We start from the raw sequence: 26,925 nt of genomic DNA on the forward strand, positions 1-26,925 counted from the left end.
GGAGCTCACCATGTCCGACCCCATCGTCAAGATTTCCGGCCTGAACAAATGGTACGGCGACTTTCATGTGCTGCGCGACATCGACCTCGAGGTCGAGAAGGGCGAGCGCATCGTGATCTGCGGTCCGTCCGGTTCGGGCAAGTCGACGCTGATCCGCTGCATCAACGCGCTGGAGGAATTCCAGGAGGGCGAGATCGTCGTTGATGGCATCGAGCTCGGGCCGAACCTCAAGCATGTCGATGCGGTGCGCCGCGAAGTCGGCATGGTGTTCCAGAGTTTCAATCTGTTTCCGCATCTCACCGTGCTGGACAATTGCACGCTGGCGCCGATCTGGGTGCGCAACATTCCCAAGAAGGATGCCGAGGAGACCGCGATGAAATTCCTGGAGCGGGTCAAGATCCCGCACCAGGCCAATAAGTTTCCCGGTCAGATGTCGGGCGGTCAGCAGCAGCGGGTCGCGATCGCGCGCGCCCTGACGATGAACCCGAAGGTGATGCTGTTCGACGAGCCGACCTCGGCGCTCGACCCCGAAATGGTCAAGGAGGTTCTCGACACCATGGTCGACCTCGCCAAGGAGGGCATGACCATGCTGGTCGTGACCCACGAGATGGGCTTTGCCCGGGAGGTCGCCAACCGCGTCGTGTTCATGGATGCCGGCCAGATCATCGAGGCCAACACGCCGAACGAGTTTTTCGCCACGCCCCAGCACGCCCGCACGAAACTGTTCCTGAGCCAGATCCTGCGCTGAAGTCCGGGAGCGCGTCCGATCTGGTGTGAGCGGCTTGGCGTCGACCGCCTGGCGCTAGACGAACGGCAGCTTGATGTTGCTGCGCTTCTCCAGCCATTCCGGCACCGGCAGGTTCTTGGCGCGCATGAAGTCGGCGTTGAACAGCTTGGACTGGTAGCGGCTGCCGGAATCGCAGAGCACGGTGACGATGGTCTTGCCCGGCCCAAGCTGCTTTGCCAGCCGCATCGCGCCGACAATGTTGATGCCGGACGAGCCGCCGAGGCACAGGCCTTCGTGCTGGAGCAACTCGTAGATGACAGTGACAGCTTCGGCATCGGGAACGAGGAACGCATCATCGACCTTCGCACTCTCGACGATCGCGGTCTTGCGGCCGAGCCCGATGCCCTCAGTGATGGAGTCACCGGGCGTCGCCTTGGCTTCACCGGTCCTGAAATATTCGAACATGCCGGCGCCATGCGGATCGGCGCAGGCAATCCGGATGTTCTTGTTCTTCTCTTTCAGATAGCGGCTGGTGCCGGCCAGCGTGCCGCCGCTGCCGACCGAGCAGACGAAGCCGTCGATGTTGCCGCCGGTCTGCTCCCAGATCTCGGGACCGGTCGAGTCGTAATGCGCCTTGGCATTGTCGAGGTTGTTCCACTGATCCGCGAACAGCACGCCGTTCGGTTCGGTCTTACGCAGCTCGTCGGCCAAGCGGCGCCCGACATGCTGGTAGTTGTTCGGATTGGAGTAGGGCAGTGCCGGCGATTCCAGGAGCTCGGCGCCGCACAGCTTCAGGAAGTCCTTTTTCTCCTGGCTCTGAGTCTCCGGAATCACGATCAGCGTGCGATAGCCTCGCGCGCTGGCCACCACCGCAAGGCCGATTCCGGTGTTGCCGGCGGTCGCTTCCACCACAAGGCCGCCCGGCTTCAGCTCGCCGCGCTTCTCGGCTTCCAGGATCATCCATTTGCCGGCGCGATCCTTGACCGACTGACCGGGATTCATGAACTCGGCCTTGCCGAGGATGGTGCAGCCGGTCAGTTCGGAGGCGCGCTTGAGCTTGATGAGCGGAGTGTTGCCGATGGCGTCGACAACGTCGTTTTTGATGGTCATGTCAGGCAATTACCGGCTGGTTCACGATATGGGCGCGACCCTAAAGTAGGGTCGCCGGCCACACAAGGCGAGGGCGCAAACTCTTATTGCTGCTTTGCGAAGATGACCTGCCGGACGTCGATGTTGCCGGAGAGGAATCCGGCCTCGCAATAGGCGAGATAGTACTCCCACAGCCGCCGGAACCGGTCGTCGAAACCGAGCGGCACGAGACCTGGCCAAGCCGCACGGAAATTATTTCGCCAGGTGGCGAGCGTCTTGGCATAATCTTGTCCAAAGATGCGCTCGCGGATAACAGGAACGCCAAACCGCTCTCCCAGCGACTTCAAGATCGCCGGCGAGGGCAGCATGCCCCCAGGAAAGACATAGCGCTGGATGAAGTCGACCTCGCGCCGGTAGCCCTGGAAAAGCGTGTCCTGGATCGTGATGGCCTGGATGCCGGCCAACCCGCCGGGCAGCAGCCGGTCACGTAACTGGGCGAAATAGCGCGGCCAGAACTGCTCGCCGACCGCCTCGATCATCTCGATCGAAGCGATCCGGTCGTAACGATCGCGCTCGTCGCGATAGTCCTGGAGCCGGATCTCGACCTTCTCGGCGAGGCCCGCCTCAAAGATGCGCTTTTGCGCAAAGTCGCGCTGCTCGGTCGAGATCGTCAACCCAACCACGCGCGCGCCAAAAGTCTTGGCCGCAAATTCGGCGAAGCCGCCCCAGCCACAGCCGATCTCGAGCAGCTTCTGGCCTGGCTTCAGATCGATCGCCTCGGCGAGGCGGCGATATTTGTTGGTCTGCGCGGCCGTGAGATCTGCGGTCGATTCCTCGAACAAGGCGGACGAATAGGTCATGCTCGGATCGAGCCAGGCCGCGTAGAACGCGTTGCCGATGTCGTAGTGGGCGTGGATGTTGCGCCTTGCCTGACGAGGGGTGTTGCGGTTGAACCAGTGCTGCACCATCTGCACGAACCGCATCAAGGGCTTGTCGCGCAGCATGGCCTGGATCAGGTCGTGGTTGACGCAGAACAGGTAGAGAAATTGCGTGAGATCAGGCGTATCCCAGTCGCCGGCGAGATAGGCTTCGGCAATGCCGATGTCGCCGCCGTTGATCAGGCGCGAGGCGAAGCCGTAATTGTGCAGGCGCATGACCGCGTTTGGACCCGGCTCAACTCCGCCGAGCCTGATCACGCGCCCATCGGGCAGAGTGACATCGAGGGTGCCCCGCCGCAGTCGCGAGCCGAAGGTGAGCGCAAGGCGCACGATGCGCGGCAGGTCCGCGAGCACTGTTTCGACGTCATCAGGTGTCACCGAGATAGCATTCGGCATCGGCAGATCCACGACTCCAACGGATACTGTCCGAGCGCGCCCATCCCGCTCCTATCGCTGCACCCGAGCGCGCCCCGGCAAACGGTCAGCGATCAATAATATAGGGACGTGTTTTGCCGCGTGCCAAGGACCGTTAGTGGATCGCGCCGGGAAAGCGTGCAGGCTGCCGCATTGCCGGCAATTCCCGTTCCGACGACCCCGATGCGCATTGTGGAAGTGGCCTGCCTCGCGTGACGCAGCTAAGGTGCGTTGCGGTGCAGGTTTCGTTGGAGCCAGCTCCGGTTCGGCGGCTTCGGGGCAAGTGTGGCTGCAATATCACATGAAATCTTGGTAAGCTTGATCGCGTTTCCGGATATTTCGGAAATGGAAGAAGTGATTGCGAGACGGGGACATCTTTCATTCCAATGACCCCGGCATCGCCTCATCGAGCCGTGCGCTTCGCAAGTGCGGGACTGTCCCGCAGTTCCGCGCCCGGCTAATATGGGTTTCAGGTTGCGCAGAAAGCATCACGCTGTGAACGAGTTACAGAGAGGCCTCCGGCCGTCCGCCCGCGAATCGGCGATCCGGCCGCGCGGCGGTGGCACGATCAGCCCGGTGGAGGGTTGGACGTGACACAGCGGATTCCAGCCATGCGGCAGTTGATCGGATCGGCATCCCGGACGCTGCGTGCGGTCGCGGTGGTGTGCCTTGCGTCGAGCTCGGGTGCCTGCGTGCTGACCCAGGACCTGCCCGATCCCGCACTGGATGTGCCCGCGCAATACAAATACGCCGGGAAGGTCGATGCGCCGCCATCGCTGGATTGGTGGCGCGGCTTCCGCTCGGCGGAGCTGACGCAGCTGATGGAGGAGGCGCAAACCGTCAATCTCGACATCGCCGCCGCCGTCTCGCGCATCGTCGAGGCCGACGCGCAGGCGCGGCAGGCAGGCGCAGCGTTGTTGCCGAGCCTGTCGGGGACGGGACAAGAGGCTTATTCGCGCACCTCCGGCTCCTCGGCCTCGGGACTGACCAATGGCGGCCGCGAGGTCGTCAATTACCAGGCTTCGCTGAGCGCCAGCTACCAGCTCGACTTCTGGGGGCAGAACCGCGACGCGCTGCAAACGGCGGAGGAGACCGCCCATGCCAGCCGCTTCGATCGCGACACCGTCGCGCTGACGACGCTTGCCGCCGTTGCCAATGCCTATTTCCAGGTGCTCGTCTCGCAGGACCGGCTGCGCACGGCCCAGCGCAACATCGCCAGTGCCCAGCGCATTCTCGATGCCATTCGCGAGCGCCGCAAGGCGGGGACGGGAACCGATCTCGACGTCGCCCAGCAGGAGAGCGTGCTGGCGAACCAGAAGGCGCTGGTGCCGCCGCTGCGCCAGACCCTCGACCAGAATACCAATGCACTGGCGGTGCTGGTGTCGCGCCCGCCGGAGAGCGTGCGCCTCGCGGGCGGCTCGCTGGACAGGATTGCGATCCCACGCGTCACGCCTGGCTTGCCGTCGGAGCTGTTGACGCAGCGACCCGACATCCGCCGGCAAGAAGCCCAGCTTGCCTCAGCCACCGCCAATATCGGCAATGCCCGCGCGCAGTTCTTCCCGACCATCCAGCTCACCGGCAATGGCGGCTATCAGAGCTCGGCGCTGGTCTCCCTGTTCCAGCCGCACGCGGCCTTCTTCCAGCTGGTCGGCAGCGCGACGCAGCCGATCTTCGACGGCGGCAAGATCCTCGGCAATTTCGAATATGCCAAGGCACGGCAGGACGAGTTGCTGCAGACCTACCGCAAGACCATCGTCCAGGCCTTCACCGACGTGGACAATGCGCTGTTTTCGATCAAGCAGACCACGATCAAGCTGCAATTGCAGCGTGATGTCCTCAACGCCTCGCGCCGAGCCTTCGACCTGTCGGAGCAGCAATTGCGCGCCGGCACCGCCGACATCGTCACCGTGCTCAACACCCAGCTGACCCTGTTCACGGCGGAAGACGCCCTGTCACAGGCGCAACTCGCGCGCCTTCTTGCCATTGTCAGCCTGTATCAGGCGCTTGGCGGCGGCTGGGAGCCGCGAATGGAGAAGCCGGTCAATGCTCTTTAAGCCGGATACGAAGCAAGGCGCTCAAGAAGGCGCGAAAGGCGGGGCGGCGAAAAAATCGCGCGGCCGCGGCTTCCTCATGACGCTGATCACGCTCGCGATCCTCGGCGGCCTCGGTTATCTCGGCTGGACCGTGTGGCACCAGCAGCCGCAGCAGCAAGCCGGCTTCGGTCGTGGCCAGCAGCGCCCGGATCTGCCGGTGCCGGTGCTGGCGGCAATGCCCAGGGTCCAGGATGTTCCTGTTTATCTCGACGGCGTCGGCGCGATCCGGGCGCTCAACACGGTCACGGTGCGCTCGCAGGTCGACGGCAAGCTGATCGCGGTGAAGTTCACCGAAGGCCAGGACGTCAAGAAAGGCGACGTGCTCGGCGAGATCGATCCGGCGCTTTATCAGGCGACCTATGACCAGGCCGTCGCCAAGAAGGCGCAGGACGAAGCCCAGCTCGCCAACCAGCGGATCGACCTGACGCGCTATGAGCAGCTCGCCGCGTCCAACGCCGGCTCCAAGCAGCAGGCCGACACCCAGCGCGCCGCGGTCGCGCAGACGGAGGCGCTGGTCAAGGCGGACCAGGCGGCGATCGACAATGCGGCGGCGACGCTGAGCTACACCAAGATCGTCGCGCCGATCTCGGGCCGCGTCGGTCTGCGCCAGGTCGATCAGGGCAACATCATCCACGCGGCCGACACCACCGGCCTCGTCGTCATCACGCAATTGCAGCCGATCGCGGTGTGGTTCAGTCTGCCGCAGCAGCAGATCATGCGCGTCAATGCGGCCGCCGCGAAAGGCGCGCTGTCGGTCGACGTGTTCGGCAACGACGGCGTCACGGTGATCGACACCGGCAAGCTCACCGGCATCGACAACCAGGTGGACCAGACCACCGGCACGCTCAAGCTCAAGGCCGAATTCCCCAATGCCGATTACCAGCTCTGGCCGGGCCAGTTCGTCAATGTCCGCCTCAAGGTCGAGACCTTGACGCATGCGCTGGTGGTGCCGACATCGGCGGTGCAGCGCGGACCGATCGGCACCTTCAGCTACGTCATCGGCGAGGGTGACATCGTCTCGGCCAAACCCGTGACGGTGACTCAGCAGAACGAGCACGACGCGGTGATCGCGAGCGGTCTGACGGCGAACGACAAGGTCGTCACCACGGGCTTTGCCAATCTGTCCGACGGCTCCAAGGTCATCATCGGCCGTGACGAGCAGACGCCGTCGGCCGATCTCGCCCCGCGCAAGCGCACGCGTGCGCCGGATGCTCAGAAAAAGGACGGCCAGAAGGACGGCCAGAGCAAGGACAGCGAGTTCCGTGCCAAGCGGAAGAGCAGCGAAGGCGACCAGAAGGGCCAGACTGGACCTGCACCGGGGCCAGGGGCAAGTCCGAGTGCATCGGGACCTGGAGCCAAGCAGCCATGATCCCGACAACAGCCGCTTGAGCAGCAGGCGTAACCCATGGGTGTCTCCGAACCCTTCATTCGCCGGCCCATCGCGACCTCGCTGCTCGGCATTGCGCTGCTCATCGGCGGGCTGCTGGGCTATTTCGCGCTGCCGGTCTCCGCCCTGCCGCAGGTCGACTTCCCGACGGTGCAGGTGACGACGCAGCTGCCGGGCGCGAGCCCGGACGTGATCGCCTCGCTGATCACGGCGCCCCTGGAGCGGCAGCTCGGCCAGATCCCGTCGCTGACGGCGATGAATTCGACGAGTTCGTTCGGCGTCAGCCAGATCTCGCTCCAGTTCGACCTCAACCGCGACATCGACGGCGCCACCCAAGACGTGCAGGCCGCGATCAACGCCGCCGCCGGCGTCCTGCCCAAGACGCTGCCTTATCCGCCGACCTACGCCAAGGTGAATCCGGCGGACGCGCCCGTGATGACGCTCGCGCTGCGCTCGGACACGATCTCGCTGCGGGCGATGAGCGACATCGCCGACACGCTGCTGGCACAGCGCCTCAGCCAGATCTCCGGCGTCGGCCGTGTCTCGGTGCTCGGCGGGTTGAAGCCGGCCGTACGCATCCAGGCCGATCTGGCGCGCCTTGCGGCCTACGGCATCGCGATGGAGGATCTGCGCACCGCGATCGCCAATGCCAACGTCTCCGGGCCCAAGGGCTCGCTCGACGGCGCCCAGCAATCCTACATCATCGCCGCCAACGACCAGATCGCCGCCGCCGACGCCTACAGGCCGATCATCATCGCCTATCGCAACGGCTCGCCGGTGACGATCAGCGACGTCGCGCAGATCGTCGATGGGCTTGAGAACGACCGCACCGGCGGCTGGTACCAGGGCACGCCGGCCGTCATCATCGACATCCAGCGACAGCCTGGCGCCAATGTGATCGACGTCGTCAAACAGATCCGAGCCGAAATCCCGAGGGTTCAGCGCGGCATTCCGGCGGGCGTGAATCTCACCATCGTCTCCGACCGCACTGTCACCATTCGCGCTTCGGTCCACGATGTGCAGTTCACGCTGGTCCTCAGCGTGGTGCTGGTGACGCTGGTGGTGCTTCTGTTTCTGCGCTCGTTGCGCGCCACGCTGATCGCGGGCGTAGCGCTGCCGCTGTCGCTGATCACGAGCTTCGGCATCATGTATTTTGCCGGCTTCAGCCTCGACAATCTGTCGCTGATGGCGCTCACGATCGGCACCGGTTTCGTCGTCGACGATGCCATCGTCATGATCGAGAACATCGTCCGCCACATGGAGAATGGCGACAGCGCGATGCAGGCGTCGCTGAAGGGCGCCAGCGAAATCGGATTCACCGTGATCTCGCTGACGGTGTCGCTGATCGCGGTGTTCATCCCGCTCTTGTTCATGTCGGGCCTTGTCGGACGCATGTTCCGCGAATTCGCGCTGACGCTGACCATCGCGGTCGTGACCTCCGCCGTGGTCTCGCTGACGCTGACGCCGATGATGTGCTCGCGGCTGCTTCGGCACGCTCATCAGGAGCTTGCGGTGCCGGGGCTTGCCGCCGTCAGCCGCTTCATCGACCGCACCGTCGAATTCTACCACCGCACACTGCTCTGGGTGCTGGAGCGCCAGCGCGCCACGCTGGCGGTAACCTTTGCGACGCTGGTCGCAACCCTTGTCCTCTATGTCGTCGCGCCCAAGGGGTTCCTGCCGCTTCAGGACACCGCCTCGATCACGGCGGTGACAGAGGCGGGGCCTGATGTCTCCTTTGCGGAGATGCAGAAGCGGCAGGCTGAGGCCGCCGACGCCATCAAGGCCGATCCTGACGTGACAGGTGTGGTCTCGGTCATCGGTGCGGGGTCGGTCAATCCGACCACCAATGTCGGGCGCCTCGTCATGACGCTGAAGCCGCGCGGCGAGCGGCGTGACGATGTCGCCGTGGTCGTGACCCGGCTGAAAGAGCGGGTTTCCGGCATTCCCGGCATGACCGTCTACTTCCAGCCGGTGCAGGATGTGCAGATTTCGACCCAGTCGAGCCGCTCGCAATACCAGTACACGTTGACCGGCACCGATGCGACGTCGGTCTCCGAATGGGCGCGAAAGCTCGTCGACGAGATGCGGCGCGAACCCTTGTTCCGCGATGTCTCTTCTGAAGCCCAGGAAGGTGGCCTGCGCGCGCAGCTCGATGTCGATCGCACCCGTGCCGGCCAGCTCGGGGTCAGCCTGCAGACCATCACTGACACGCTGAACGATGCGTTTGCCCAGCGGCAGATCTCGACCATCTACGGCCAGGCCAACCAGTATCGCGTGGTGCTGGAAGCGCTGCCGATGTACCAGCGCGATCCCTCGATCCTGTCGAAGCTCTATCTGCCGGGCGGGGCGAGTGCCACGGTCGGCGCGCCGAACGCCCAGGTGCCGCTCTCCGCTGTGGCGACGCTGAAGCGCACCACGGCGCCGCTCGCGATTTCGCACCAGGCGCAATTCCCGGCGATCTCGCTCAGCTTCAACCTCGCGCCGGGCGCGGCGCTCGGCGATGCCGTCGAAGCGGTAAAGACGATCGAGACCCGCATCGGCATGCCCAACAGCATCGTCGGCGTCTACGCAGGCGATGCCGCCGAATTCGCCAAGGCGCTCGCCGGCCAGCCCTGGCTGCTGCTCGCCGCCGTGATCACGATCTACATCGTGCTGGGCGTGCTCTATGAGAGCTACATCCACCCGATCACCATCCTCTCGACGCTGCCCTCGGCCGGCGTCGGCGCCATCTTGGCGCTGATCCTGTGCGGGCAGGACCTCTCGGTGATCGGCCTGATCGGCATCATCCTGTTGATGGGCATCGTCAAGAAGAACGCGATCATGATGATCGACTTCGCGCTCGAGGCCGAGCGCGGGCAGGGCATGCCGGCGCATGAGGCGATCGTGCAGGCGTGCCTGTTGCGCTTCCGCCCGATCATGATGACGACGCTGGCCGCGCTGTTCGGCGCACTGCCGCTGGCGATCGAGAGCGGCACCGGCGCCGAGCTGCGCTTTCCGCTCGGCATCTCCATCATCGGCGGCCTGCTGCTGAGCCAGCTGCTGACGCTCTACACCACCCCGGTGATCTACCTCGCGCTCGATCGCATCAACCGCCGCCTCGAGCAGGCCTTGCCGCCGCCGGAGCCCGACGCGCCCACGGCCGGCGCGACCGAGGGGATGCAGTGATGGCATCGATCTCGGAGCCGTTCATTCGCCGCCCGGTCGCAACCACGCTGCTGTCGATCGGGCTGTTCCTGCTGGGCGGCGTCGCCTACGAGTTCCTGCCGGTCGCGTCCGTTCCGAACGTCGACTTCCCCGCGATCTTCGTCTCGGCCAGCCGTCCCGGCGCCGATCCGTCGGTGATGGCCGCAACCGTCGCTGCGCCATTGGAACGGCGGCTCGGCGAGATCGCAGGGATCAACCAGATCACGTCGACGAGCTCGCTCGGCACGTCGAACATCCAGCTCCAGTTCGACATCGGCCGCAACATCGACAAGGCGGCGCGCGACGTGCAGGCCGCCATCAACGCCGCGCTGGTGGATTTACCAAGCGATCTGCCAGCGCTGCCGCGCTTTCGCAAAGCGAACACGGCCGGCGCGCCCGTCTTTGTGCTGGCGCTGACCTCGAAGACGTTGTCCGCCAGCGCCATCTACGACGTCGCCGATACCGTGCTGGCGCAGCGCATCTCGCAGGTACCTGGCGTCGGTGACGTGACTGTGTCAGGCGCCGACCAGCCGGCGGTGCGGATCCAGCTCAACCCGGTGGCGCTGTCGAATGCGGGCATCGCCACCGACGACGTCCGGACCGCGATCGTCAACGCCAACCCGCTCGGTCCCGTCGGCATCTTCAACGGCGAGCGTCAGAGCGAGACGCTCGCGCTCAACCGGCAGATGCGCACGGCGAAAGAATTCCGCGACATCGTCGTCAAGAGTGCGAACGGCAATTTCGTCCGGCTCTCCGATGTCGCCGACATCGAGGACAGCGTCCGCAACGCGCGCTCGATCGCCTGGTTCAACAAGCAGCCGGCGGTGCTGATCCAGATCACCAAGCAGGGCGACGCAAACGTCATCGACACCGTCGACCGGGTCAAGGCGCTGATTCCCGCCCTGAAGCAGTGGATCCCGGCCGGCGTCGATGTCTCCACCCTGGTCGACCGCACTTCGACGATCCGCGCGAGCGTCATGGACATGCAGTGGACATTGCTCGCAACCGCCATCCTGGTGATGGTCGTGGTGTTCGTGTTCCTGCGCCGCGTGACGCCGACCATCGCCGCCGGCATCTCGGTGCCGCTGGCGCTGGCCGGCACCTGCGCCGGGATGTGGGTCGCCGGCTTCTCGATCGACAATCTGTCGCTGATGGCGCTGGCGATCTCGGTCGGCTTCGTGGTCGACGACGCCATCGTGATGATCGAGAACATGTTCCGCAATCTCGAGCACGGCATGCGGCCGATGCGGGCCGCGCTGGAAGGGGCCAGGCAGATCGGCTTCACCGTGGTCTCGATCAGCCTGTCGCTGATCGCCGCGTTCACCCCGCTGATCTTCATGGACGGCATTGTCGGTCGGCTGCTGCGCGAGTTCTCGCTGACGCTGACCTTCGCGATCGTCGTTTCGACGCTGGTCTCGCTGACGGTCACGCCGATGATCTGCGCCCATTACATCAGGCAGACGCCGTCGGGATCTGCCACGCTGTTCGACCGCCTGATCGAAGGCTCGCTGTCGCGCATCGTCTCCTTTTACGCCCGCACCTTGCGCGCGGTGCTCGAGTTCCCGCTGCTGACGCTGTTGGTGTTCTTCGCCACCATCGGCCTGACGGTGCTGCTCTACGCCAAGGTGCCCAAGGGCTATTTCCCGACGGATGATTCCGGCTTCGTCATCGGCGCGACGCGCGCCTCGGCCGATATCTCGTTCCAGTCGATGCTGACGCTCCAGCAGCGCCTCGCCGATATCGTGATGCAGGATCCGGCGGTGGCCGGCATCGGGTCGACCGTCGGCGGCGGAGGCGGGCCGGGGGGCGCGACCTCGAACCGCGGCGTCATGTTCATCAGCCTGAAGCCGCCGGAGGAGCGGGATCACGTCTCGACCCAGGTGGTGATTGATCGGCTGCGGAAGGCACTGTTTCCGGTCCCCGGCATCCGCCTCTTCATGTTCGCCGCGCAGGACGTTCGCGCCGGCGGCCGACAGAGCGATTCAAACTACCAGTACACGCTCTCCAGCACCGATCTCGATCTGCTGCAGAAATGGGCGCCGATCGTGGCCAAGCGCATGGAGACGGTCGAGGGCATCACGGATGTTTCCAGCGACCGTGATCCCGGCGGCCTTCAGCTTACATTGAACATCGACCGTCAGAAGGCCGCGAGCCTCGGCGTCAAGGTCCAGGACATCGACAATGCGCTGAACAACGCCTTCTCGCAGCGTCAGATATCGATCATCTATACCCAGCGCAACCAGTACATGACGGTGCTGGAGATCGATCCGAAATTCCAGGTCGATCCGTCCAACCTCGATCGCATCTATGTCGCGGGCGCCGGCGATGTGCAGGTGCCGCTCTCCGCGGTGGTGCATGCGACGCGCGGGCTTGCCGCGCTCGCGGTCTACCATTCGCAGTCGGTGCCTTCGACCACCGTGTCGTTCAACACGTTGCCGGACGTGCAGCTCCAGGCGGCAACGCAGAACATCCAGCGCGCGGTCGACGAGCTGCATATGCCCGAGGGCATTCGCGGCAGCTTTGACGGCAATGCCGGCGACTTCGCCAAGACCAGCGGCCGGCAGCCGCTGCTGATCCTCGGCGCGCTGGTGGCGATGTATATCGTGCTCGGGGTGCTCTACGAGAGCCTCGCCCATCCGCTCACGATCATCTCGACGTTGCCGTCAGCCGGCCTCGGCGCGCTGCTTGCGCTGCAGATCACCAACACGCCGCTGACGGTGATCGCATTCGTCGGCATCATCCTGTTGATCGGCATCGTCAAGAAGAACGGCATCATGATGGTCGACTTCGCGCTCGATGCCGAGCGCCAGCGCGGCCTGTCCTCGGCGGAAGCGATCTTCGAGGCGTGCCAGGCACGTTTCCGCCCGATCCTGATGACGACCATGGCCGCGCTGTTCGCCGGCCTTCCGCTGGTGGTCGCGACCGGGCCGGGCACGGAGCTGCGCCGCCCGCTCGGTATCACCATCATCGGTGGCCTGTTCGTGTCGCAGATCCTGACGCTCTACACGACGCCGGTGATCTACCTGCTGATCGATCGCCTGCGACGGCGCTCCGAGCCGCGCGCGCTGGCGGCACCGGCGGAATAGGTTGTTGAACCGCCATGCGAAGCGTATACGCGGCGGTCATGTCGAAACCTGCTGAGATCACGGCCGCAGCCCCCGAGCCGATCCCCGAATGTCCGCACTGCCAGAAGCCGATGCCGCTCTGCGTCTGCGACAGTGTCACGCCGATCGAGAACAAGCTGTCGCTCCTGATCCTCCAGCATCCGCAGGAGCAGGACAGGGCGCTGGGTACCGCACGGCTGCTCGCCAGACATTTCCCCGATGCGACGTTGCGGGTTGGACTGTCCTGGCCGAGCCTGTCCAAGGCGCTGGGCCATCCGATCGAGAACGCCTCGCATTGGGCCGTGCTCTATCTTGGCTCGGCCCGCGCGGCCGATCTCGAGGCGGAGGGCGAGATCGTCGCGCTCAATCGCAAGGGCGAGATCGCAGACAACCAGCGCACCGCCTTGGGAAAGCTCGAAGGCGTGGTGCTGCTCGACGGCACCTGGAGCCAGGCCAAGGCTCTGTGGTGGCGCAATCCGTGGATGCTGAAGTGCCAGCGCGTCATCCTCAACCCGGCGCATCCGTCGCGCTACGGGCGCTTGCGCCGCGAGCCGCGCAAGGACGGGCTGTCGACCATCGAAGCCGCGGCCATGCTGCTGGCCGGACTGGAGAAGCGCCCGGATATCGCCGAGACGCTGAATGCGAGCTTCGAACGGATGCTGGCGCGCTATCGCGAAGTTCAGGCCGAGATGCCGAAACTGGCGCCAAAGCCGGCAGCAAAGGGCCGCCGGCGCGATTTTCGCCGCGGCAAACGGTCCTGAATACGCCGAGGACGCGCGGGCAACGAGGCACGCCGAACGTCTTAGGGTGACAGCGGGATCGTCTCGACGCGCAGACAGGGGCGACACTGGAAGGCGTGCACTGCGGGCAGATCGAGGATGGCCGGGAGGGTCGCCAAGAACGTCATCGGACGCCGGCAGCGCGAGCAGATCAGAATCGGTGGGTCGGCTTTGACCGGGGCGGACATCATGCCCGGCAGGGTACGGCCACCGGCGACAGAGATCATGCCGGGTCAACTACTGGAACGCTATCGGAAGTCGGCAGCTTGGCCAGACTTTCGCACGCTGGGTTGACCGGCCGGACGCGGCCCTATATTCGAGTGGCACCTTCGGACCGCTCCGAGGGCGTGGGGACTTCTCGGGGAACTTGTACCGTTTTCGTCAGTGTTTGTGCGTTTCGCGCAGACCATTGAGAATGGCCCAGGTCATCCTTGCCCACTGACAAACTCGTCCTTTCGACAATGGGGCCACGTGGCGGAGTGGTTACGCAACGGTCTGCAAAACCGTGTACACCAGTTCAATTCTGGTCGTGGCCTCCATCGCAACTCATTGATATATAGGCAAAAAATCGGCTTGCGGACGTGCTGTCTCGCTTGTGGATGACGCCTGCGCGCGGAGCGCGGCCACCGGGTTCGCCCGGGGGTGGTTGGAAACCCCCGATTCAGGTCGGTTGGCATAGGGTTCGCATCAACTGGGTGATGCAGTCCCAACAACGAGCTGGAGAGCACGTGGGCGAGATCGTCCGATTTATCCCGAAGTCCGAGCTGGAGAGGGCTCGCCTCATTCGCGAGGCGCGCGCGATCTATGACAGCATCTTTCCGCCTGCCGCCCCCGATCGGGCGACCCAGAGCGGCGAGGAAAGCGTCAAGAGTTGATCGCAGGATCCGGTCGTGCGCGGCCGGGTTTTAAGGCTTGGCCAGAGGACTCAGGAGGCCGCGTACCAGCCGTCCGGGAAGGGCAGCAGCGGCCAGGCGCCCTCATTGTCGTTGGCGGCTTTGGGCGTCGCATCGAAGGTCCATGTATGGGGCACGAACTCCTCCGGCGCGGGCGCGAATTCTTCATGAGTCATGGCGTCACGGACCGCATCCAGCATCAAATTGAATTCGGCTTCGCTCATCACACCCTCCGGACCACGGATGGCGCACTGTCGCAAAGCCGGTTTGTTTCCCGATTGACCCGATCGTTCGCATTTTAACGATCGGGCGATCGGGATCCGATTGGTTAGCGATTCCTGAAAATCCCCTGGGGAACTCTAGGTTCCTACGCGACCGCGCCAGTGTGAAAGGGATCACATCTCCCCGGATTTATTCCTCTTACGTCTTTACCCACACCGGCCAAGGCAGGCTGTGTGCAGGCAGACAGGAGACCGGTCATGAAGGCGAGGTTCTTGCGGTTTGCGGGTGTGAGAAGCCGGGCGCGCCGCGCCTCGACGGTGGGGCTGTTCCTGGCTCTGTTTTCGCCTACAGCCCATGGCCAACAGGGCACGCCGGAGCCACGGCGGGCGTGCAGGGCTGACGTCTATCGACTCTGCGCTGGCGAAATCCCTGATGTCCGGCCATCACGGCGTGCCTGCAGCGCAAACTCTCCAGCCTGAGGGAGCCGTGCGGTGTTCGATCAGGCCGGGGGAGCCGCCCTGTGGATTTGTGCGCAGCAAGTGCTTTGCGATCCGATGCAAATCCGTCTTACACCTGACGTGGATATGCTGCGGATAAGCTGTGGATCTGTGCGTATCCGACGCAGATGTAGTGGTCCTGAGAATCATATCTGACAGAGTCATGACCCAGTTGAACCTGCCGGCCAAACTCACTGGTCGGGGCCACCGTCGCGCGATGAGCGAAGCCGAATTCGCCTGCGGCACTTAAGCCAACTGCAACTCCTGCGTGCAATAAGTCTTGATCGGCGGTGATCTAGAGTGACGGGCCCGCCTTGAACGCGGCCACAGGCGACAGCGACTAACCTTGGAGTGCCTCAGGATCAGTGGAACGTGATCAAGCCTCCCTCTTGTAAAGCACCAAAATTGTGCTTTAGTGCTTTCCATGAGCCCGTCCCCCCGGAATGCGCCATCGGCGCTTCGCTACAGGCTTGCCCCTGACCCGGCCGCCAAGGCCGCCATGGAGGCGACGTTCAGGGCGTATGACCGCATGATGGAGATCCTGGATGAGGTCGCGCGGACCCATAATGTGGGCTCCAACGTCGTGCTGCTGCATGCCCATGCCTATGAGCCGATCCGGAAAGAAACCGCACTGCCGTCCCGCCTGGTAACGCTGGGCCTGCGCGACCGCGCCGATTATCGCGCGGCGCAGGGCCGGCGGCTGCCGCTCGACGACAAGCTCGCCAAGATCAAGGGCCCGGCGACCATTTCGATTGCAACCGTGCAAGGGCGTTTCAGCGTGCCCTTCGACTATGCCGGCTACGCGGAGGGCTGGGGCCAGAGCGTGCCCGCGCATCTGATCCGCACCGACGATGGTTTCGAGGTTCACTACGGCGTCACGCCGAACAGTCTGCCAGAGGAGGAGAACGCCATGGATACCATCGCAGCCGCTCCCGAGAATTTCCTGTCCCGGGTCGGACGTCTGATCGCCGGCATCGCCTATGACGCGATCGAGCAGGCGGAAGGCAACAACAAGCTGAAAGTGGTCGGCCAGGCCATCCGCGAGATCGAGCGCGCCGAGAGCGAGGCGCGTGATGCGCTCGCGGCTGCGCGCGCGGAGGAATACCGCCTCAACGCGCGTCGCACCGAAATCGAACGCGAGATGACCGATCTCGCCGCCAAGATCGAGGGTGCGGTCGCCGACAGCCGCGACGATCTCGCCCGTGCCGGCATCGCCCGGCAGATGGATCTGGAGGCGCAGTTCGAGGTGCTTTCCCGCGCCATCGACGAGAACAACGAGAAGATCGAGCAATGCGTGACCTCACTGCGTGCCGTGCTCTCGGCGCTCCAGGATGCCGAGCAGCGCCGCGTTGATCTGGAAAAGAGCGAGGCGGCCGCGAGCCACCAGGCTTCGAATTCGCCGCGCAAGCGCAGCGGCGGCTCCGCGGCGGCGAAAGCGTTGCGCGCGGGCAGGGCGGTCGCGCGCGTCACCGGCGTGCCACCGGGCATTCCGTATTCGAGCGACATCGACGAACTGAGCGCGCTCCATCGCGACAAGGAGATTGCGGCGAGGCTCGCGCGGTTGAAGTCGCGCTCCTGAGGTTCGTGTCATGAGCGCGTTGCTCGAACACGTCATGTCGCCGGAGGTCCGGCCGTTCGCGATCGCGGCGGCCATGATCCTCATCGTCGGCACGCTCGAAGTGGTCACGATGCTGGTCGGCGCGTCGCTCAGCGAGATGCTCGGGACCAGCATCGATTTCAGCCATCCCAGTGATAACGGCGTGATCAATGCCATCTCCTGGGTCAATGTCGGCGGCGTGCCGCTGCTGATCTTCCTGCTCCTGGCGCTCGGCGCCTTCTCGATCACCGGCTTCCTGATCCAGGACGTCGCGCGGATGGTGGCCGGTCCCTTGCCCGCCTCGATCGCCTCGCTCGCTGCGATCGTCGTCTCGGTGCCGCTGGTCCGCGCCGCCAGCGGCGGCATCGCGCGGGTCATTCCCAAGGACGAGAGCTACGCGGTCGGTCTCGGCGATCTCGTCGGCCGGGTCGGGGAGGTCGTCGTCGGCCCGCTCGACCAGGGGCCGCCGGGCCGCGTCAGCGTCGCCGACATCCACGGCAACAGGCATTTCGTCCTGGCCGTGGCTGCGCCCGACTCAGCGCCGTTGCCGCAGGGGACCCTCGTGCTCCTGGTCGATCGCGTCGACACCCGTTTCGTCGCGGTGAAGGCCGATGATGAACTCAAACCGTCCAAAGCCAGTCTAAGCCAGCAAGTCCATTAGCGGAGAAAGTCATGTTCGACATCGCAGTCCCGGCCATGATCGGCGTCGCGCTGATCGTTGTCCTCGGGATCGTCTTCACTATCCTCTACAAGCGCGCGACGCGCGACGAGGCCTTCGTCCGTACCGGCCTCGGCGGCAAGAAAGTCGTCCTCGACGGCGGCGCCATGATCCTGCCGATCTTCCACTCCTACGCCAGCGTCAATCTGAAGACGCTGCGGCTCACCGTCGAACGCAAGGAGCGGGAATCCCTCATCACCAAGGATCGTTTGCGCGTCGATATCGTCGCCGAATTCTACGTGCGCGTCCGCCCCGATGAGGAGAGCATCGCGCTCGCGAGCCAGACCCTGGGTGCATTGACCAACGATGCGGAAGCGCTGCGCAACCAGGTCGAAGCCAAGTTCGTCGACGGCCTGCGCTCGGTGGCCGCGACTATGACCATCCTGGAGCTCCAGGAGAAGCGCTCGGATTTCGTCAAGCATGTGCAGTCCACGGTCGAGTCCGACGTCAAATCGAACGGCCTCGAACTCGAGTCGGTGTCCCTGACCAAGCTCGACCAGACCGACGTCAAGTTCTTCAACCCCGAAAACTTCTTCGACGCCGAAGGTCTCACCCAGCTCAAGACCATCACCGAGACTCGCCGGCGCGACCGCAACGCTATCGTCCGAGACAACGAGGTCGCGATCGCCCAGAAGGATCTGGAGGCGCGGCAGCAGACGCTCGGGATCGAACGGACCAAGAAGGAAGCGGAGCTGTCGCAGGAGCGCGATATTGCCAACAAGACCGCGAGCACCCGCGCCGAAGTCGCAACCGCGACGCAGACCGCGCGCCTGACTGAGGAGAACGCCCGCATCGACACCGACCGTGCCGTCGCCGAGAAGGAGGCCGGCGCCAAACAGGTCAAGGAAACCGCGGTCATCGAGTCGGACCTTGCGATCAACAAACGCAAGACCGACGCCCAGCGCGAGATCCAGATCGCGACGCAGGAGAACGAAATCCAGATCGCGGCCAAGAGCAAGCAGACCTCGGAGGCCGTTGCCGAGGCCAAGGCTGCCGAAGCGCTCGCCGTCTCCGCGGAAGAAAAGGTGGTGACCGCACGCGCCGTCGAAGTCGCCGACCGTGCTCGTCTGACGCAGGTGCTGGCTGCCCGCACCGAAGCCGAGCGCAAATCGACCGAGCTGATCGTCGCCGCCGAAGCCGAGAAGAGGGCCTCGCTCGACCGCGCCGAGGCCGTCAAGACGCTGGCCACGGCGGAAGCCGAGTCCAACAAGATCAAGGCGGTCGGCGTCAGGAACATCGGTGAGGCAGAAGCCGCCGTCATCACCATGAAAAACGAGGCGCAGAACAAGCTCGGCAGCAACGTCATCGATTTCGAGATCGCCAAGAAGCGCATCGAGACGATGCCGTCGGCGCTGGCCGAGATGGTGAGGCCGATTGCCAATCTGAAAGACGTTCGTATCCTGCACACCGGCGGCGCGTTTGGCGGCAACGCCAACGGAGCCGCGGGCGTCGGCTTCGGCGAAGGGCTTGCCGGCGAATTGCTCAAGGTGCACGCCCTGCGCCCGATGATCGACGAGATCCTGCGCCAGAGCGGTTTTGCGCCGGGCGACGATCCCGTGAAAGCTTTGGTCGGCGAAGTGACAGGGAAAAGCAATGGGGCCGCGGTGCCTGCGCCCACACCGCCGGATAAAACAAACTCCGCCGATCTATGAATGCCGGTTCATTGCTGCGGAGAATTCGAAACGTTATGAACTGGCTCGTTGCGCGTCTCGCGTCGCGCAACGAGCCGGGGTGCGGATCGAGGGCGTTTCGAACCTCTCGATCGCTCTCCGGACGATTTCTTCAAGGCAACGCCGTTGGTTGCCGCGGCGCCTGCGCCGATCAAGGTCAGGCGCCGGGGCCTGTTTCGATCCAGAGAATTTCACATGAAGTATTTTCTGTCTGGACTGATCGCGATCGGATTTACGATCGCCGCCGCACCATCGATCGCCGCCGACGCCCGCAACGTCACCGTGGTCAACGAGACCGGCTACGCCATCAAGTTCCTGGGCTTCAACGCACCGGACGACGGTCTGGACGAATGGGACAACGAGCTCGACAAGGTTTTGCAGAATCAGGCCAGCACCTATGTCGAGTTCGACGAGGATGACGAAGGCTGTGTCTGGAACATCCGCGTCGACTGGCAGAACTATGACGAAGCCGTGCTCTGGAAGAACGTCAATCTCTGCAAGATGACGGCGCTTCGGCTGCGCTACGACCCCGGCACGAAGACCACGTCTTTCATCGCCGAGTAGCGCGATCTGACCTGAGCGCGGGGAGGGCGCGATAAGTCCTTCCCCGTTGCTTTGCGAATGACGGTGAATTCGTCCTTTGCAAGCGCAATCGGCTTTGTTATACGCAGCCGCGCGCGAACGACGGGTTCGCCTTTTTCCTCGGTAGCTCAGCGGTAGAGCATCCGACTGTTAATCGGATGGTCGCTGGTTCGAATCCAGCCCGGGGAGCCAAATTTCGCCTTGTATTCAATTGGTTGTGAGTGTCCGCTAAAGCGGCGCGCGAGGCTATTCGATCGATTTTTCAGGGCAGTCAGGGCCGAAATCGAGCCAGAATCGCGTTCAAACGGATGTGCGCGGCAGGGCACCAAATCGACTCAATTGAAATCGACTTTGTCAGGGCCGGACTCTCACGGAGCTGATTCCCATGCCCGACATCAAGATCGACCGTGCCCCCGGGGCCCCCTCGATTCTACCGGCGGATATTCCAGAGTTGAGCGATGACGAGTGCCTCGCCTGTCTCGCCCGTGCGGTCGAGACCCCCGATTCGGCGCGGCTGGACGAAGTAGCGGCCCTGATCGGGCGCCTGGCTGTCCCGATCGAATAGGCCATCTCGTCCCCGATTTTCGCATTGGCACTGGGGTTGGCTGTCTGGCCAACGGACGTGTTGCGTTTTCGCGGAGCCTGTTCCAAAGATGCCGCCAATTCACCTCCGCGGCATCGTCCGCCTTGCAGGGTCCGCAAATGTCCGGTTTCTCGACCGCGCGCCAAAAAATGGTCGATGGCCAGGTGCGCACCAATGACGTCACCGATCGCCGCATTCTCGATGCCATGCTCACGGTTCCGCGTGAGGTATTCGTGCCGGCGAGCCGGCAGGCCTTGGCCTATCTCGACCTCGATCTCGACGTGAGCGAGGGTGGCGTCAAGCGTTGCCTGATCAAGCCGCAGTTGACCGGCAAGCTGCTCCAAGCCGCCGAGATCGGCGAGGGCGACAACGTGCTGGTCGTCGGCTGCGCAACGGGCTATCTCGCCGCGCTGATCGCCAAGCTTGCTCGCCAGGTCACCGCAACGGAAAGCGATTCGGCTCTGGTCGCGAAAGCCAAGGACGCCTTCGTCGGACTCGGGCTCACCAACGTGACCTGCAAAGCTGCTGCGTGTGCCGAAGGTGACCCCTCCGCCGCGCCCTATGATGTGATCGTGCTCAACGGCGCGACTGAAGTGACGCCGGAACGGCTGTTCGGCCAGTTGCGGGAAGGCGGGCGCCTTGTGGGCGTCTCGGCCGAATCCCGTCCGGCGCGGGCCATGATCGTGACCCGTTCCCACGGCGAATTCGGCCATCGGCCGCTGTTCGATGCGGCAGCCCCGGTGCTCCCCGGTTTGGAACGGGCCGCCGCGTTCGTCTTCTGACCGCCGAAACCCCGTTAAAATCCCGTTCTGAATCAGAAGTGTGGCCGGGATGCTGCACGTGAAGAGTTTCCACTGAGAAATACCCGGAGGTAGTTCCGTCGCGCTCGACCGCGTCCTATGTTGCTGCGGGGCAACGACTCCACTCGGATACGGTAACCCGGCTCGCGGGCACGAGCCTGGCGTGAGAATGAACGGAATTTCAGGGATGCATGGGGTGAAGCTCTTCACCGGAGCAGCGGTTTCGGTCCTGTTGCTGGCGCTTGCCGGGCCGACGCCCGCCTTGGCGGATACGATCGAGGCTGCGCTGGTGCGCGCCTATCAGAACAATCCGCAGCTGAACGCACAGCGCGCCCAGGTGCGCTCGACCGACGAGAACGTGCCGCAGGCCCTGTCAGGCTATCGTCCCAAGGTTAATTTGAGCCTCAGCACCGGATATCAGTATCAGGACATCCAGGCGGTCCAGAAGGGCCTGCCGATCCACAGCGACCCGCCCCTTCAGCCCAACAGTGCCAGTCTGACCGTCAACCAGACGCTCTACAATGGCAACCGGACCGCCAACCAGACTCGTGTGGCAGAGAGCCAAGTCTCCGGAGCGCGCGAGGCATTGCGCGTGCTCGAGCAGACGGTTCTGCTACAGGCCGCGACGGCCTACATGGACTACCTGCGCGACGCGGCAACGCTCGAGGTTCAACGCAGCAACGTGCGTGTGCTCGAGCAGACGCTCAAGCAGACGCGCGATCGTTTCAACGTCGGCGAGGTCACGCGCACGGACGTGGCGCAATCCGAAGCTCAGTTGGCCGCCGGCAGAACCCAGGCCCTGACCGCCGAATCAAATCTGACGACGACCCGCGCGAACTTCCGCCGGATCATCGGGAATGAGCCGTCGAATCTTGCTCCGGGCTCGCCGGTCGATCGCTTCCTGCCCAATTCGATCGCCTCCGCCGTCAACCTCAGCTTGGTGGAGAACCCCAACGTCACGGCCGCGATGTACGGCATCGACGTCAACTATCTCCAGGTCAAGATCAACGAGGGCGCGTTGCTGCCGACCGTCACGGTCCAGGCTGGTGTCAGCACGGCCTACCAGCAGACCCTAACGGTTTTCCGCACCAATACCGCCTCCGCGATCGCGACGGCCTCCGTGCCGATCTTTCAGGGCGGCGCTGAATATGCGCTGATCCGCCAATCCAAGGAAAATCTGGCGCAACAGCGCCTCAACCTCGAAACCACCCGCGATCAGACCCGAGCCAATGTCGTGCAGGCCTGGGGCCAGCTGGAAGCCGGCAAGGCGCAGGTGCAGTCCGCTCAGGCGCAGGTGACGGCCTCCGAGATCGCGCTGAATGGTGTGCGTGAAGAGGCCAAGGCAGGTCAGCGCACCACGCTGGACGTGCTCAATGCGCAGCAGGCACTGGTCAACGCGCGCGTTGCGCTCGTCACTGCACAGCACGACCGGGTGGTGGCGTCCTATTCCGTGTTGAACGCGGTCGGTCGTCTCGCACCGCAAGTGCTCGGCCTCAGCACCACCGTCTACGATCCGAGCGTGCACTATCAGCAGGTCCGCGACAGCTGGGCCGGCGTGCGCACGCCTGACGGACGCTGAGTCCCGTTGTTCTCCGGTCGACCTGGCTAATAGCCGAGGCCGACCGGGGCTTTGCTTGCAATCGTCAAAATCCCTGACATAGCCTTGCCAAGAAGCTGCGGGTCGATTCGCTCCGCATCCGATGTTGCATGCGTAATGCTTGAGTGACGGGGCAGGGGCGCACCGCCTCACGTAGAGCTGTGATCTGGGGACAAGTCTGGCTGTCGCGACGAAAATGTCGGGGCGCATATCCGGAACCGGCCAATCCTGCCGTGCTTGGTGTAAAACAACGCATGCGAGGGCGTTGATGATGTGGAGTCGGAGATGACGCAGCCTGCAAAGGTCACAGAACCCTCCATGGAGGAGATTCTGGCCTCGATCCGGCGCATCATTGCCGACGATGAGGCCAAGCCGCCGCCGGCGGAAGCCGCCAAGCCCGCACCGGCGCCCGCCGCACCCGCAGCGAAGCCACAGATGGCCGACGCTCCAGTATCCAAGGTCGCGCCTGCAAAACCTGCCGCGGAAAAGCCTGTGCCACCGCCGGCCGCAAAGCCCGCGCCAGCTCCTGCGCCTGCAGCGGACGCCGGCCCCAACAGCCAGGACGACATCGACGCGCTGCTAGCGGGGCTCGACGAGGCCACGCCCGCGCCCGAGGTGCGTGCGCCGGAACCCGAGCCTGAGCCCGAACCCGACGTACTCGAGCTGACCGACGAGATGGCGATGGATCCGGAGCCGACACCGGCGCCGTCGCCGCCAAGCTTCCGAAAGGTCGAGCCGCGCGACGATCTGGAATTCGCCGAATCGCCGCCCCCGCGTCCGGCACCCTCCTATGCGCCGGTGGACTTCGATGCGCCGCCGCTGCCCCCGCAACAACCGATCCTGGCGCAATCGACGGTCTCGGCCGTCGAATCCGCCTTCAACTCCCTGGCCCATACCGTGCTCAGCAGCAATGCGCGGACGCTGGAGGATCTGGTCAAGGAGATGCTGCGCCCGATGCTGAAATCCTGGCTCGACGATAATTTGCCGGGCCTCGTCGAACGCATCGTAAAGGCCGAGATTGAGCGGGTTTCGCGCGGCGGCCGCTGAACAGGCGCCGCAGCCCCGATAAAGCCCTGCTCCTGTGCCCTACTTGACCTGCTGGTCGGGCCGGAAGGCTCCTTTGCCGCTGAGCTTTCCGTTGACTTGAACCCCGCGCGCGGCTTTCTAACAGCCCATGATCGAGAAAAACTACCAGCCCGCCGATATCGAAGCCCGCATGTCCGTGGTGTGGGAGGACAGCCTTGCCTTCAAGGCCGGTCGTCCCGATCGCCGCGACGCAGTGCCCTTTACCATCGTGATCCCGCCGCCAAACGTGACGGGCTCGCTCCACATGGGCCACGCGCTCAACAACACGCTCCAGGACATCCTGTGCCGGTTCGAGCGCATGCGCGGCCGCGACGTGCTGTGGCAGCCCGGTACCGATCATGCCGGCATCGCCACCCAGATGGTCGTCGAGCGGCAGCTGATGGAGCGCCAGCAGCCCGGCCGCCGGGAGATGGGCCGCGACAAGTTTCTGGAGCGGGTCTGGCGGTGGAAGGCCGAGAGCGGCGACACCATCATCAACCAGCTCAAACGCCTGGGCGCCTCCTGCGACTGGTCGCGCGAGCGCTTCACCATGGACGAGGGTCTGTCGAAGGCCGTGGTCAAGGTGTTCGTCGAGCTGCATCGCGACGGCCTGATCTACAAGGACAAGCGGCTGGTGAATTGGGACACCAAGCTGCTCACCGCGATCTCCGATCTCGAAGTGCAGCAGACCGAGGTGAAGGGCCACCTCTGGTATCTGCGGTATCCGATCGAAGGCAAGACCTTCAGCCCCGAGGATCCCTCGAGCTTCATCGTGGTCGCCACGACGCGGCCGGAGACCATGCTCGGCGACACCGGCGTTGCCGTGCATCCCGAGGACGAGCGCTATCGCAAGCTGGTCGGCAAGAACGTCGTGTTGCCGCTGGTCGGCCGCAAGATCAGGATCGTTGCCGACGAATATTCCGATCCGGAGAAGGGCTCGGGCGCGGTCAAGGTGACGCCGGCGCACGACTTCAACGACTTCGAGGTCGGCAATCGCCACGGCCTGCGACGGATCAGCGTGCTCGACAAGGAAGGCTGCCTCGACCTCGTCGATAACGAGGACTATCTGCACGACCTGCCGGAAGGTGCCTCGCAATTCGCCGAGGAGTTTCACAAGGTCGATCGCTTCGCGGCGCGCAAGCTCATCGTTGAGCGGCTGGAAGCGTTCGGCTTCGTCGAGCGGATCGAGCCGCACACTCACATGGTCCCGCACGGCGATCGCTCGAACAGCGTGATCGAGCCATACCTGACCGACCAGTGGTACGTCGACGCCAAGACGCTCGCAAAACCCGCGATCGCGGCGGTGCGTTCGGGTGAGACCAGCTTCGTGCCGAAGAACTGGGAAAAGACCTATTTCGAGTGGATGGAGAACATCCAGCCGTGGTGCATCTCGCGCCAGCTCTGGTGGGGCCATCAGATCCCGGCCTGGTACGGACCGGACGGCAAGGTTTTCGTCGCGGAGACCGAGGAGGAGGCGATCAGCCACGCGCTCGGCTACTACGTCGAGCAGGAAGTCATCACGGCCGAGCAGGGCCGCGAGATGGCGCTCGACCGCAACAAGCGCGAAGGCTTCATCACGCGCGACGACGACGTGCTCGACACCTGGTTCTCCTCGGCGCTGTGGCCGTTCTCGACGCTCGGCTGGCCCGAAGATGCCCCCGAGGTGCAGCGCTATTACCCGACCAACGCGCTGGTCACCGGCTTCGACATCATCTTCTTCTGGGTCGCCCGCATGATGATGATGGGCCTGCACTTCATGAAGGAGGTGCCGTTCTCGACCGTCTACATCCACGCCCTCGTCCGCGACGAGAAGGGCGCCAAGATGTCGAAGTCCAAGGGCAACGTCATCGACCCCTTGCACCTGATCGACGAATACGGTGCTGACGCGCTGCGCTTCACCCTGGCCGCGATGGCGGCGCAGGGGCGCGACATCAAGCTCGCCACCAGCCGTGTCGAGGGCTACCGCAATTTCGCGACCAAGCTCTGGAACGCCTGCCGCTTCGCCGAGATGAACCAGTGCATCGTGCCCGATGGCTTCGAACCGGCAAAGGCCAAGGAGACGCTGAGTCGCTGGATCGCGCATGAGACCGCGCACACCACGCGTGAGGTGACGGAGGCGATCGAGGCCTATCGCTTCAACGATGCGGCCGGCGCGATCTACCGCTTCGTCTGGAACGTCTACTGCGACTGGTATGTCGAGCTCGCCAAGCCCGTGCTGCTTGGGCCGGACGGTCCGGCCAAGGACGAGACCCGCGCCATGGTCGCCTGGGCGCGCGACGAGATCCTGAAGCTGCTGCACCCCTTCATGCCCTTCATTACCGAAGAGCTTTGGGAGGTGACGGCCAAGCGCGAGGGCCTGCTCGCACTGGCACCATGGCCGCTGAAGCCGGCTGGGCCGACCGCGGAGCAGCTCGCGATGCTGGCCGCCGCGGCAGGCCCGACCGATCCGCTGGTCTCGCCGGCGTTCGTGATGCCGATCTTCGACCATGCCGACTTCACCGATCCCAGAGCGGAAGCCGAGATCGGCTGGGTGATCGACCTCGTCACGCAGATACGCTCGGTGCGCGCCGAGATGAACATCCCGCCGGCAACGCTGACGGCACTGGTGCTCGCGGGCGTTTCCGCCGAGACCAGGGAACGTGCGCCGCGCTGGACCGACGTCATCAAGCGCATGGCGCGTCTATCCGAGATCTCGTTTGCCGATCGTGCGCCTGACGGCGCAGTCCAGCTCCTCGTGCGTGGCGAGGTGGCTGCACTGCCGCTCAAGGGCGTGATCGACGTCGCCGCCGAGCGTATGCGTCTCGACAAGGAGATCGCGAAGGCCGACGCCGACATCAAGCGTGCCGAGTCGAAGCTGGCGAACGAGAAATTCGTCGCCAACGCGGCCGAAGAGGTCGTCGAGGAGGAGCGCGAAAAGCGCGAGGCGGCGCTGGCCCGCAAGGCCAAGCTGCTCGAGGCGCTGGAGCGGCTCAAGCAGGCCTCGTAGG

19 protein-coding genes, 2 tRNA genes and 1 pseudogene are annotated in these 26,925 nt (G+C 64.4%); 19 read left to right on the forward strand and 3 right to left on the reverse strand.

Translation table 11 applies throughout. The features are described 5' to 3' along the window. Positions 1 to 10: 10 nt before the first annotated feature. Positions 11 to 748, forward strand: a complete 738-nt coding sequence (locus X265_RS18895; RefSeq protein ID WP_128966173.1) for an amino acid ABC transporter ATP-binding protein — start codon at positions 11 to 13, stop codon at positions 746 to 748. 54 nt (positions 749 to 802) lie between these two features. Here X265_RS18895 and X265_RS18900 read toward each other — a convergent pair whose 3' ends face one another. Further along, a complete protein-coding gene (locus X265_RS18900; RefSeq protein ID WP_128966174.1) occupies positions 803 to 1,837 on the reverse strand; it encodes a cysteine synthase A in 1,035 nt (344 codons plus the stop codon). A gap of 83 nt (positions 1,838 to 1,920) precedes the next feature. Continuing rightward, positions 1,921 to 3,150, reverse strand: coding sequence for an SAM-dependent methyltransferase (locus tag X265_RS18905; protein ID WP_128966175.1), 1,230 nt, complete (start codon positions 3,148 to 3,150; stop codon positions 1,921 to 1,923). Between the two features lie 629 nt (positions 3,151 to 3,779). Between X265_RS18905 and X265_RS18910 the strand changes: the two genes are divergently transcribed. From X265_RS18910 to X265_RS40595, 7 genes are all read left to right on the forward strand, one after another. After that, a complete protein-coding gene (locus X265_RS18910) occupies positions 3,780 to 5,222 on the forward strand; it encodes an efflux transporter outer membrane subunit (protein WP_244659335.1) in 1,443 nt (480 codons plus the stop codon). After that, the gene (locus tag X265_RS18915) at positions 5,212 to 6,630 is read left to right on the forward strand and encodes an efflux RND transporter periplasmic adaptor subunit (protein ID WP_128966177.1); all 1,419 of its coding nucleotides are present in this window, start codon (positions 5,212 to 5,214) and stop codon (positions 6,628 to 6,630) included. The genes X265_RS18910 and X265_RS18915 overlap by 11 nt, the downstream gene beginning before the upstream one ends. Before the next feature lie 36 nt (positions 6,631 to 6,666). Continuing rightward, a complete protein-coding gene (locus X265_RS18920) occupies positions 6,667 to 9,813 on the forward strand; it encodes an efflux RND transporter permease subunit (protein WP_128966178.1) in 3,147 nt (1,048 codons plus the stop codon). Continuing rightward, positions 9,813 to 12,917 (forward strand): efflux RND transporter permease subunit, encoded by a 3,105-nt coding sequence (locus tag X265_RS18925; protein WP_128966179.1) that lies wholly within the window; start codon positions 9,813 to 9,815, stop codon positions 12,915 to 12,917. Before X265_RS18920 ends, X265_RS18925 begins: the two co-directional genes overlap by 1 nt. A gap of 38 nt (positions 12,918 to 12,955) precedes the next feature. Next, positions 12,956 to 13,696 (forward strand): tRNA-uridine aminocarboxypropyltransferase, encoded by a 741-nt coding sequence (locus tag X265_RS18930; protein WP_128966180.1) that lies wholly within the window; start codon positions 12,956 to 12,958, stop codon positions 13,694 to 13,696. 483 nt (positions 13,697 to 14,179) lie between these two features. After that, positions 14,180 to 14,253: transfer RNA gene (locus X265_RS18935), tRNA-Cys, on the forward strand. Between the two features lie 189 nt (positions 14,254 to 14,442). Further along, a complete protein-coding gene (locus X265_RS40595) occupies positions 14,443 to 14,589 on the forward strand; it encodes a hypothetical protein (RefSeq protein ID WP_164938676.1) in 147 nt (48 codons plus the stop codon). A gap of 50 nt (positions 14,590 to 14,639) precedes the next feature. Here the strand turns inward: X265_RS40595 and X265_RS18940 are convergent, their stop codons facing one another. Further along, positions 14,640 to 14,831, reverse strand: coding sequence for a hypothetical protein (locus tag X265_RS18940; RefSeq protein WP_128966181.1), 192 nt, complete (start codon positions 14,829 to 14,831; stop codon positions 14,640 to 14,642). A 255-nt stretch (positions 14,832 to 15,086) separates the two neighbouring features. Here X265_RS18940 and X265_RS41440 point away from each other — a divergent pair. The 11 genes and pseudogenes from X265_RS41440 to X265_RS18995 all read left to right on the forward strand — a co-directional run. Next, positions 15,087 to 15,341 (forward strand): annotated as a pseudogene (locus X265_RS41440) (hypothetical protein); the annotation flags it as partial. A gap of 400 nt (positions 15,342 to 15,741) precedes the next feature. Beyond that, positions 15,742 to 16,905, forward strand: coding sequence for a PspA/IM30 family protein (locus X265_RS18950; RefSeq protein WP_128966182.1), 1,164 nt, complete (start codon positions 15,742 to 15,744; stop codon positions 16,903 to 16,905). Between the two features lie 10 nt (positions 16,906 to 16,915). Continuing rightward, entirely contained in the window at positions 16,916 to 17,584 is a 669-nt protein-coding gene (locus X265_RS18955; RefSeq protein ID WP_128966183.1) for an OB-fold-containig protein, read from the forward strand. Between the two features lie 11 nt (positions 17,585 to 17,595). After that, positions 17,596 to 19,293, forward strand: a complete 1,698-nt coding sequence (locus tag X265_RS18960) for a flotillin family protein (RefSeq protein ID WP_128966184.1) — start codon at positions 17,596 to 17,598, stop codon at positions 19,291 to 19,293. A gap of 213 nt (positions 19,294 to 19,506) precedes the next feature. Further along, positions 19,507 to 19,875, forward strand: coding sequence for a hypothetical protein (locus X265_RS18965; RefSeq protein ID WP_128966185.1), 369 nt, complete (start codon positions 19,507 to 19,509; stop codon positions 19,873 to 19,875). Between the two features lie 135 nt (positions 19,876 to 20,010). Further along, positions 20,011 to 20,085 (forward strand) — tRNA-Asn (locus X265_RS18970). 193 nt (positions 20,086 to 20,278) lie between these two features. Continuing rightward, the gene (locus X265_RS18975; RefSeq protein ID WP_128966186.1) at positions 20,279 to 20,458 is read left to right on the forward strand and encodes a hypothetical protein; all 180 of its coding nucleotides are present in this window, start codon (positions 20,279 to 20,281) and stop codon (positions 20,456 to 20,458) included. A 137-nt stretch (positions 20,459 to 20,595) separates the two neighbouring features. Continuing rightward, positions 20,596 to 21,258, forward strand: a complete 663-nt coding sequence (locus tag X265_RS18980) for a protein-L-isoaspartate O-methyltransferase family protein (protein ID WP_164938677.1) — start codon at positions 20,596 to 20,598, stop codon at positions 21,256 to 21,258. A gap of 205 nt (positions 21,259 to 21,463) precedes the next feature. Continuing rightward, a complete protein-coding gene (locus X265_RS18985) occupies positions 21,464 to 22,855 on the forward strand; it encodes a TolC family outer membrane protein (RefSeq protein WP_128966187.1) in 1,392 nt (463 codons plus the stop codon). A gap of 303 nt (positions 22,856 to 23,158) precedes the next feature. Beyond that, entirely contained in the window at positions 23,159 to 23,920 is a 762-nt protein-coding gene (locus X265_RS18990) for a PopZ family protein (RefSeq protein ID WP_164938678.1), read from the forward strand. A 127-nt stretch (positions 23,921 to 24,047) separates the two neighbouring features. Continuing rightward, entirely contained in the window at positions 24,048 to 26,924 is a 2,877-nt protein-coding gene (locus X265_RS18995; protein WP_128966189.1) for a valine--tRNA ligase, read from the forward strand. Position 26,925 lies beyond the last annotated feature (1 nt).

This window comes from Bradyrhizobium guangdongense (assembly GCF_004114975.1).
GTDB classification, from domain to species: Bacteria; Pseudomonadota; Alphaproteobacteria; order Rhizobiales; family Xanthobacteraceae; genus Bradyrhizobium; species Bradyrhizobium guangdongense.

Bases quoted from the DNA above. Each gene is read 5' to 3' on its own strand.
- X265_RS18960 (WP_128966184.1), top strand. From the start codon at position 17,596: ATGTTCGACATCGCAGTCCCGGCCATGATCGGCGTCGCGCTGATCGTT.
- X265_RS18920 (WP_128966178.1), top strand. From the start codon at position 6,667: ATGGGTGTCTCCGAACCCTTCATTCGCCGGCCCATCGCGACCTCGCTG.
- X265_RS18940 (WP_128966181.1), bottom strand. From the start codon at position 14,831: ATGAGCGAAGCCGAATTCAATTTGATGCTGGATGCGGTCCGTGACGCC.
- X265_RS18900 (WP_128966174.1), bottom strand. From the start codon at position 1,837: ATGACCATCAAAAACGACGTTGTCGACGCCATCGGCAACACTCCGCTC.
- X265_RS18995 (WP_128966189.1), top strand. From the start codon at position 24,048: ATGATCGAGAAAAACTACCAGCCCGCCGATATCGAAGCCCGCATGTCC.
- X265_RS18965 (WP_128966185.1), top strand. From the start codon at position 19,507: ATGAAGTATTTTCTGTCTGGACTGATCGCGATCGGATTTACGATCGCC.
- X265_RS18925 (WP_128966179.1), top strand. From the start codon at position 9,813: ATGGCATCGATCTCGGAGCCGTTCATTCGCCGCCCGGTCGCAACCACG.
- X265_RS18955 (WP_128966183.1), top strand. From the start codon at position 16,916: ATGAGCGCGTTGCTCGAACACGTCATGTCGCCGGAGGTCCGGCCGTTC.
- X265_RS18990 (WP_164938678.1), top strand. From the start codon at position 23,159: ATGACGCAGCCTGCAAAGGTCACAGAACCCTCCATGGAGGAGATTCTG.
- X265_RS18985 (WP_128966187.1), top strand. From the start codon at position 21,464: ATGCATGGGGTGAAGCTCTTCACCGGAGCAGCGGTTTCGGTCCTGTTG.
- X265_RS18930 (WP_128966180.1), top strand. From the start codon at position 12,956: ATGTCGAAACCTGCTGAGATCACGGCCGCAGCCCCCGAGCCGATCCCC.
- X265_RS18910 (WP_244659335.1), top strand. From the start codon at position 3,780: ATGCGGCAGTTGATCGGATCGGCATCCCGGACGCTGCGTGCGGTCGCG.
- X265_RS18895 (WP_128966173.1), top strand. From the start codon at position 11: ATGTCCGACCCCATCGTCAAGATTTCCGGCCTGAACAAATGGTACGGC.
- X265_RS18905 (WP_128966175.1), bottom strand. From the start codon at position 3,150: ATGCCGAATGCTATCTCGGTGACACCTGATGACGTCGAAACAGTGCTC.
- X265_RS18915 (WP_128966177.1), top strand. From the start codon at position 5,212: ATGCTCTTTAAGCCGGATACGAAGCAAGGCGCTCAAGAAGGCGCGAAA.
- X265_RS18975 (WP_128966186.1), top strand. From the start codon at position 20,279: ATGCCCGACATCAAGATCGACCGTGCCCCCGGGGCCCCCTCGATTCTA.
- X265_RS18980 (WP_164938677.1), top strand. From the start codon at position 20,596: ATGTCCGGTTTCTCGACCGCGCGCCAAAAAATGGTCGATGGCCAGGTG.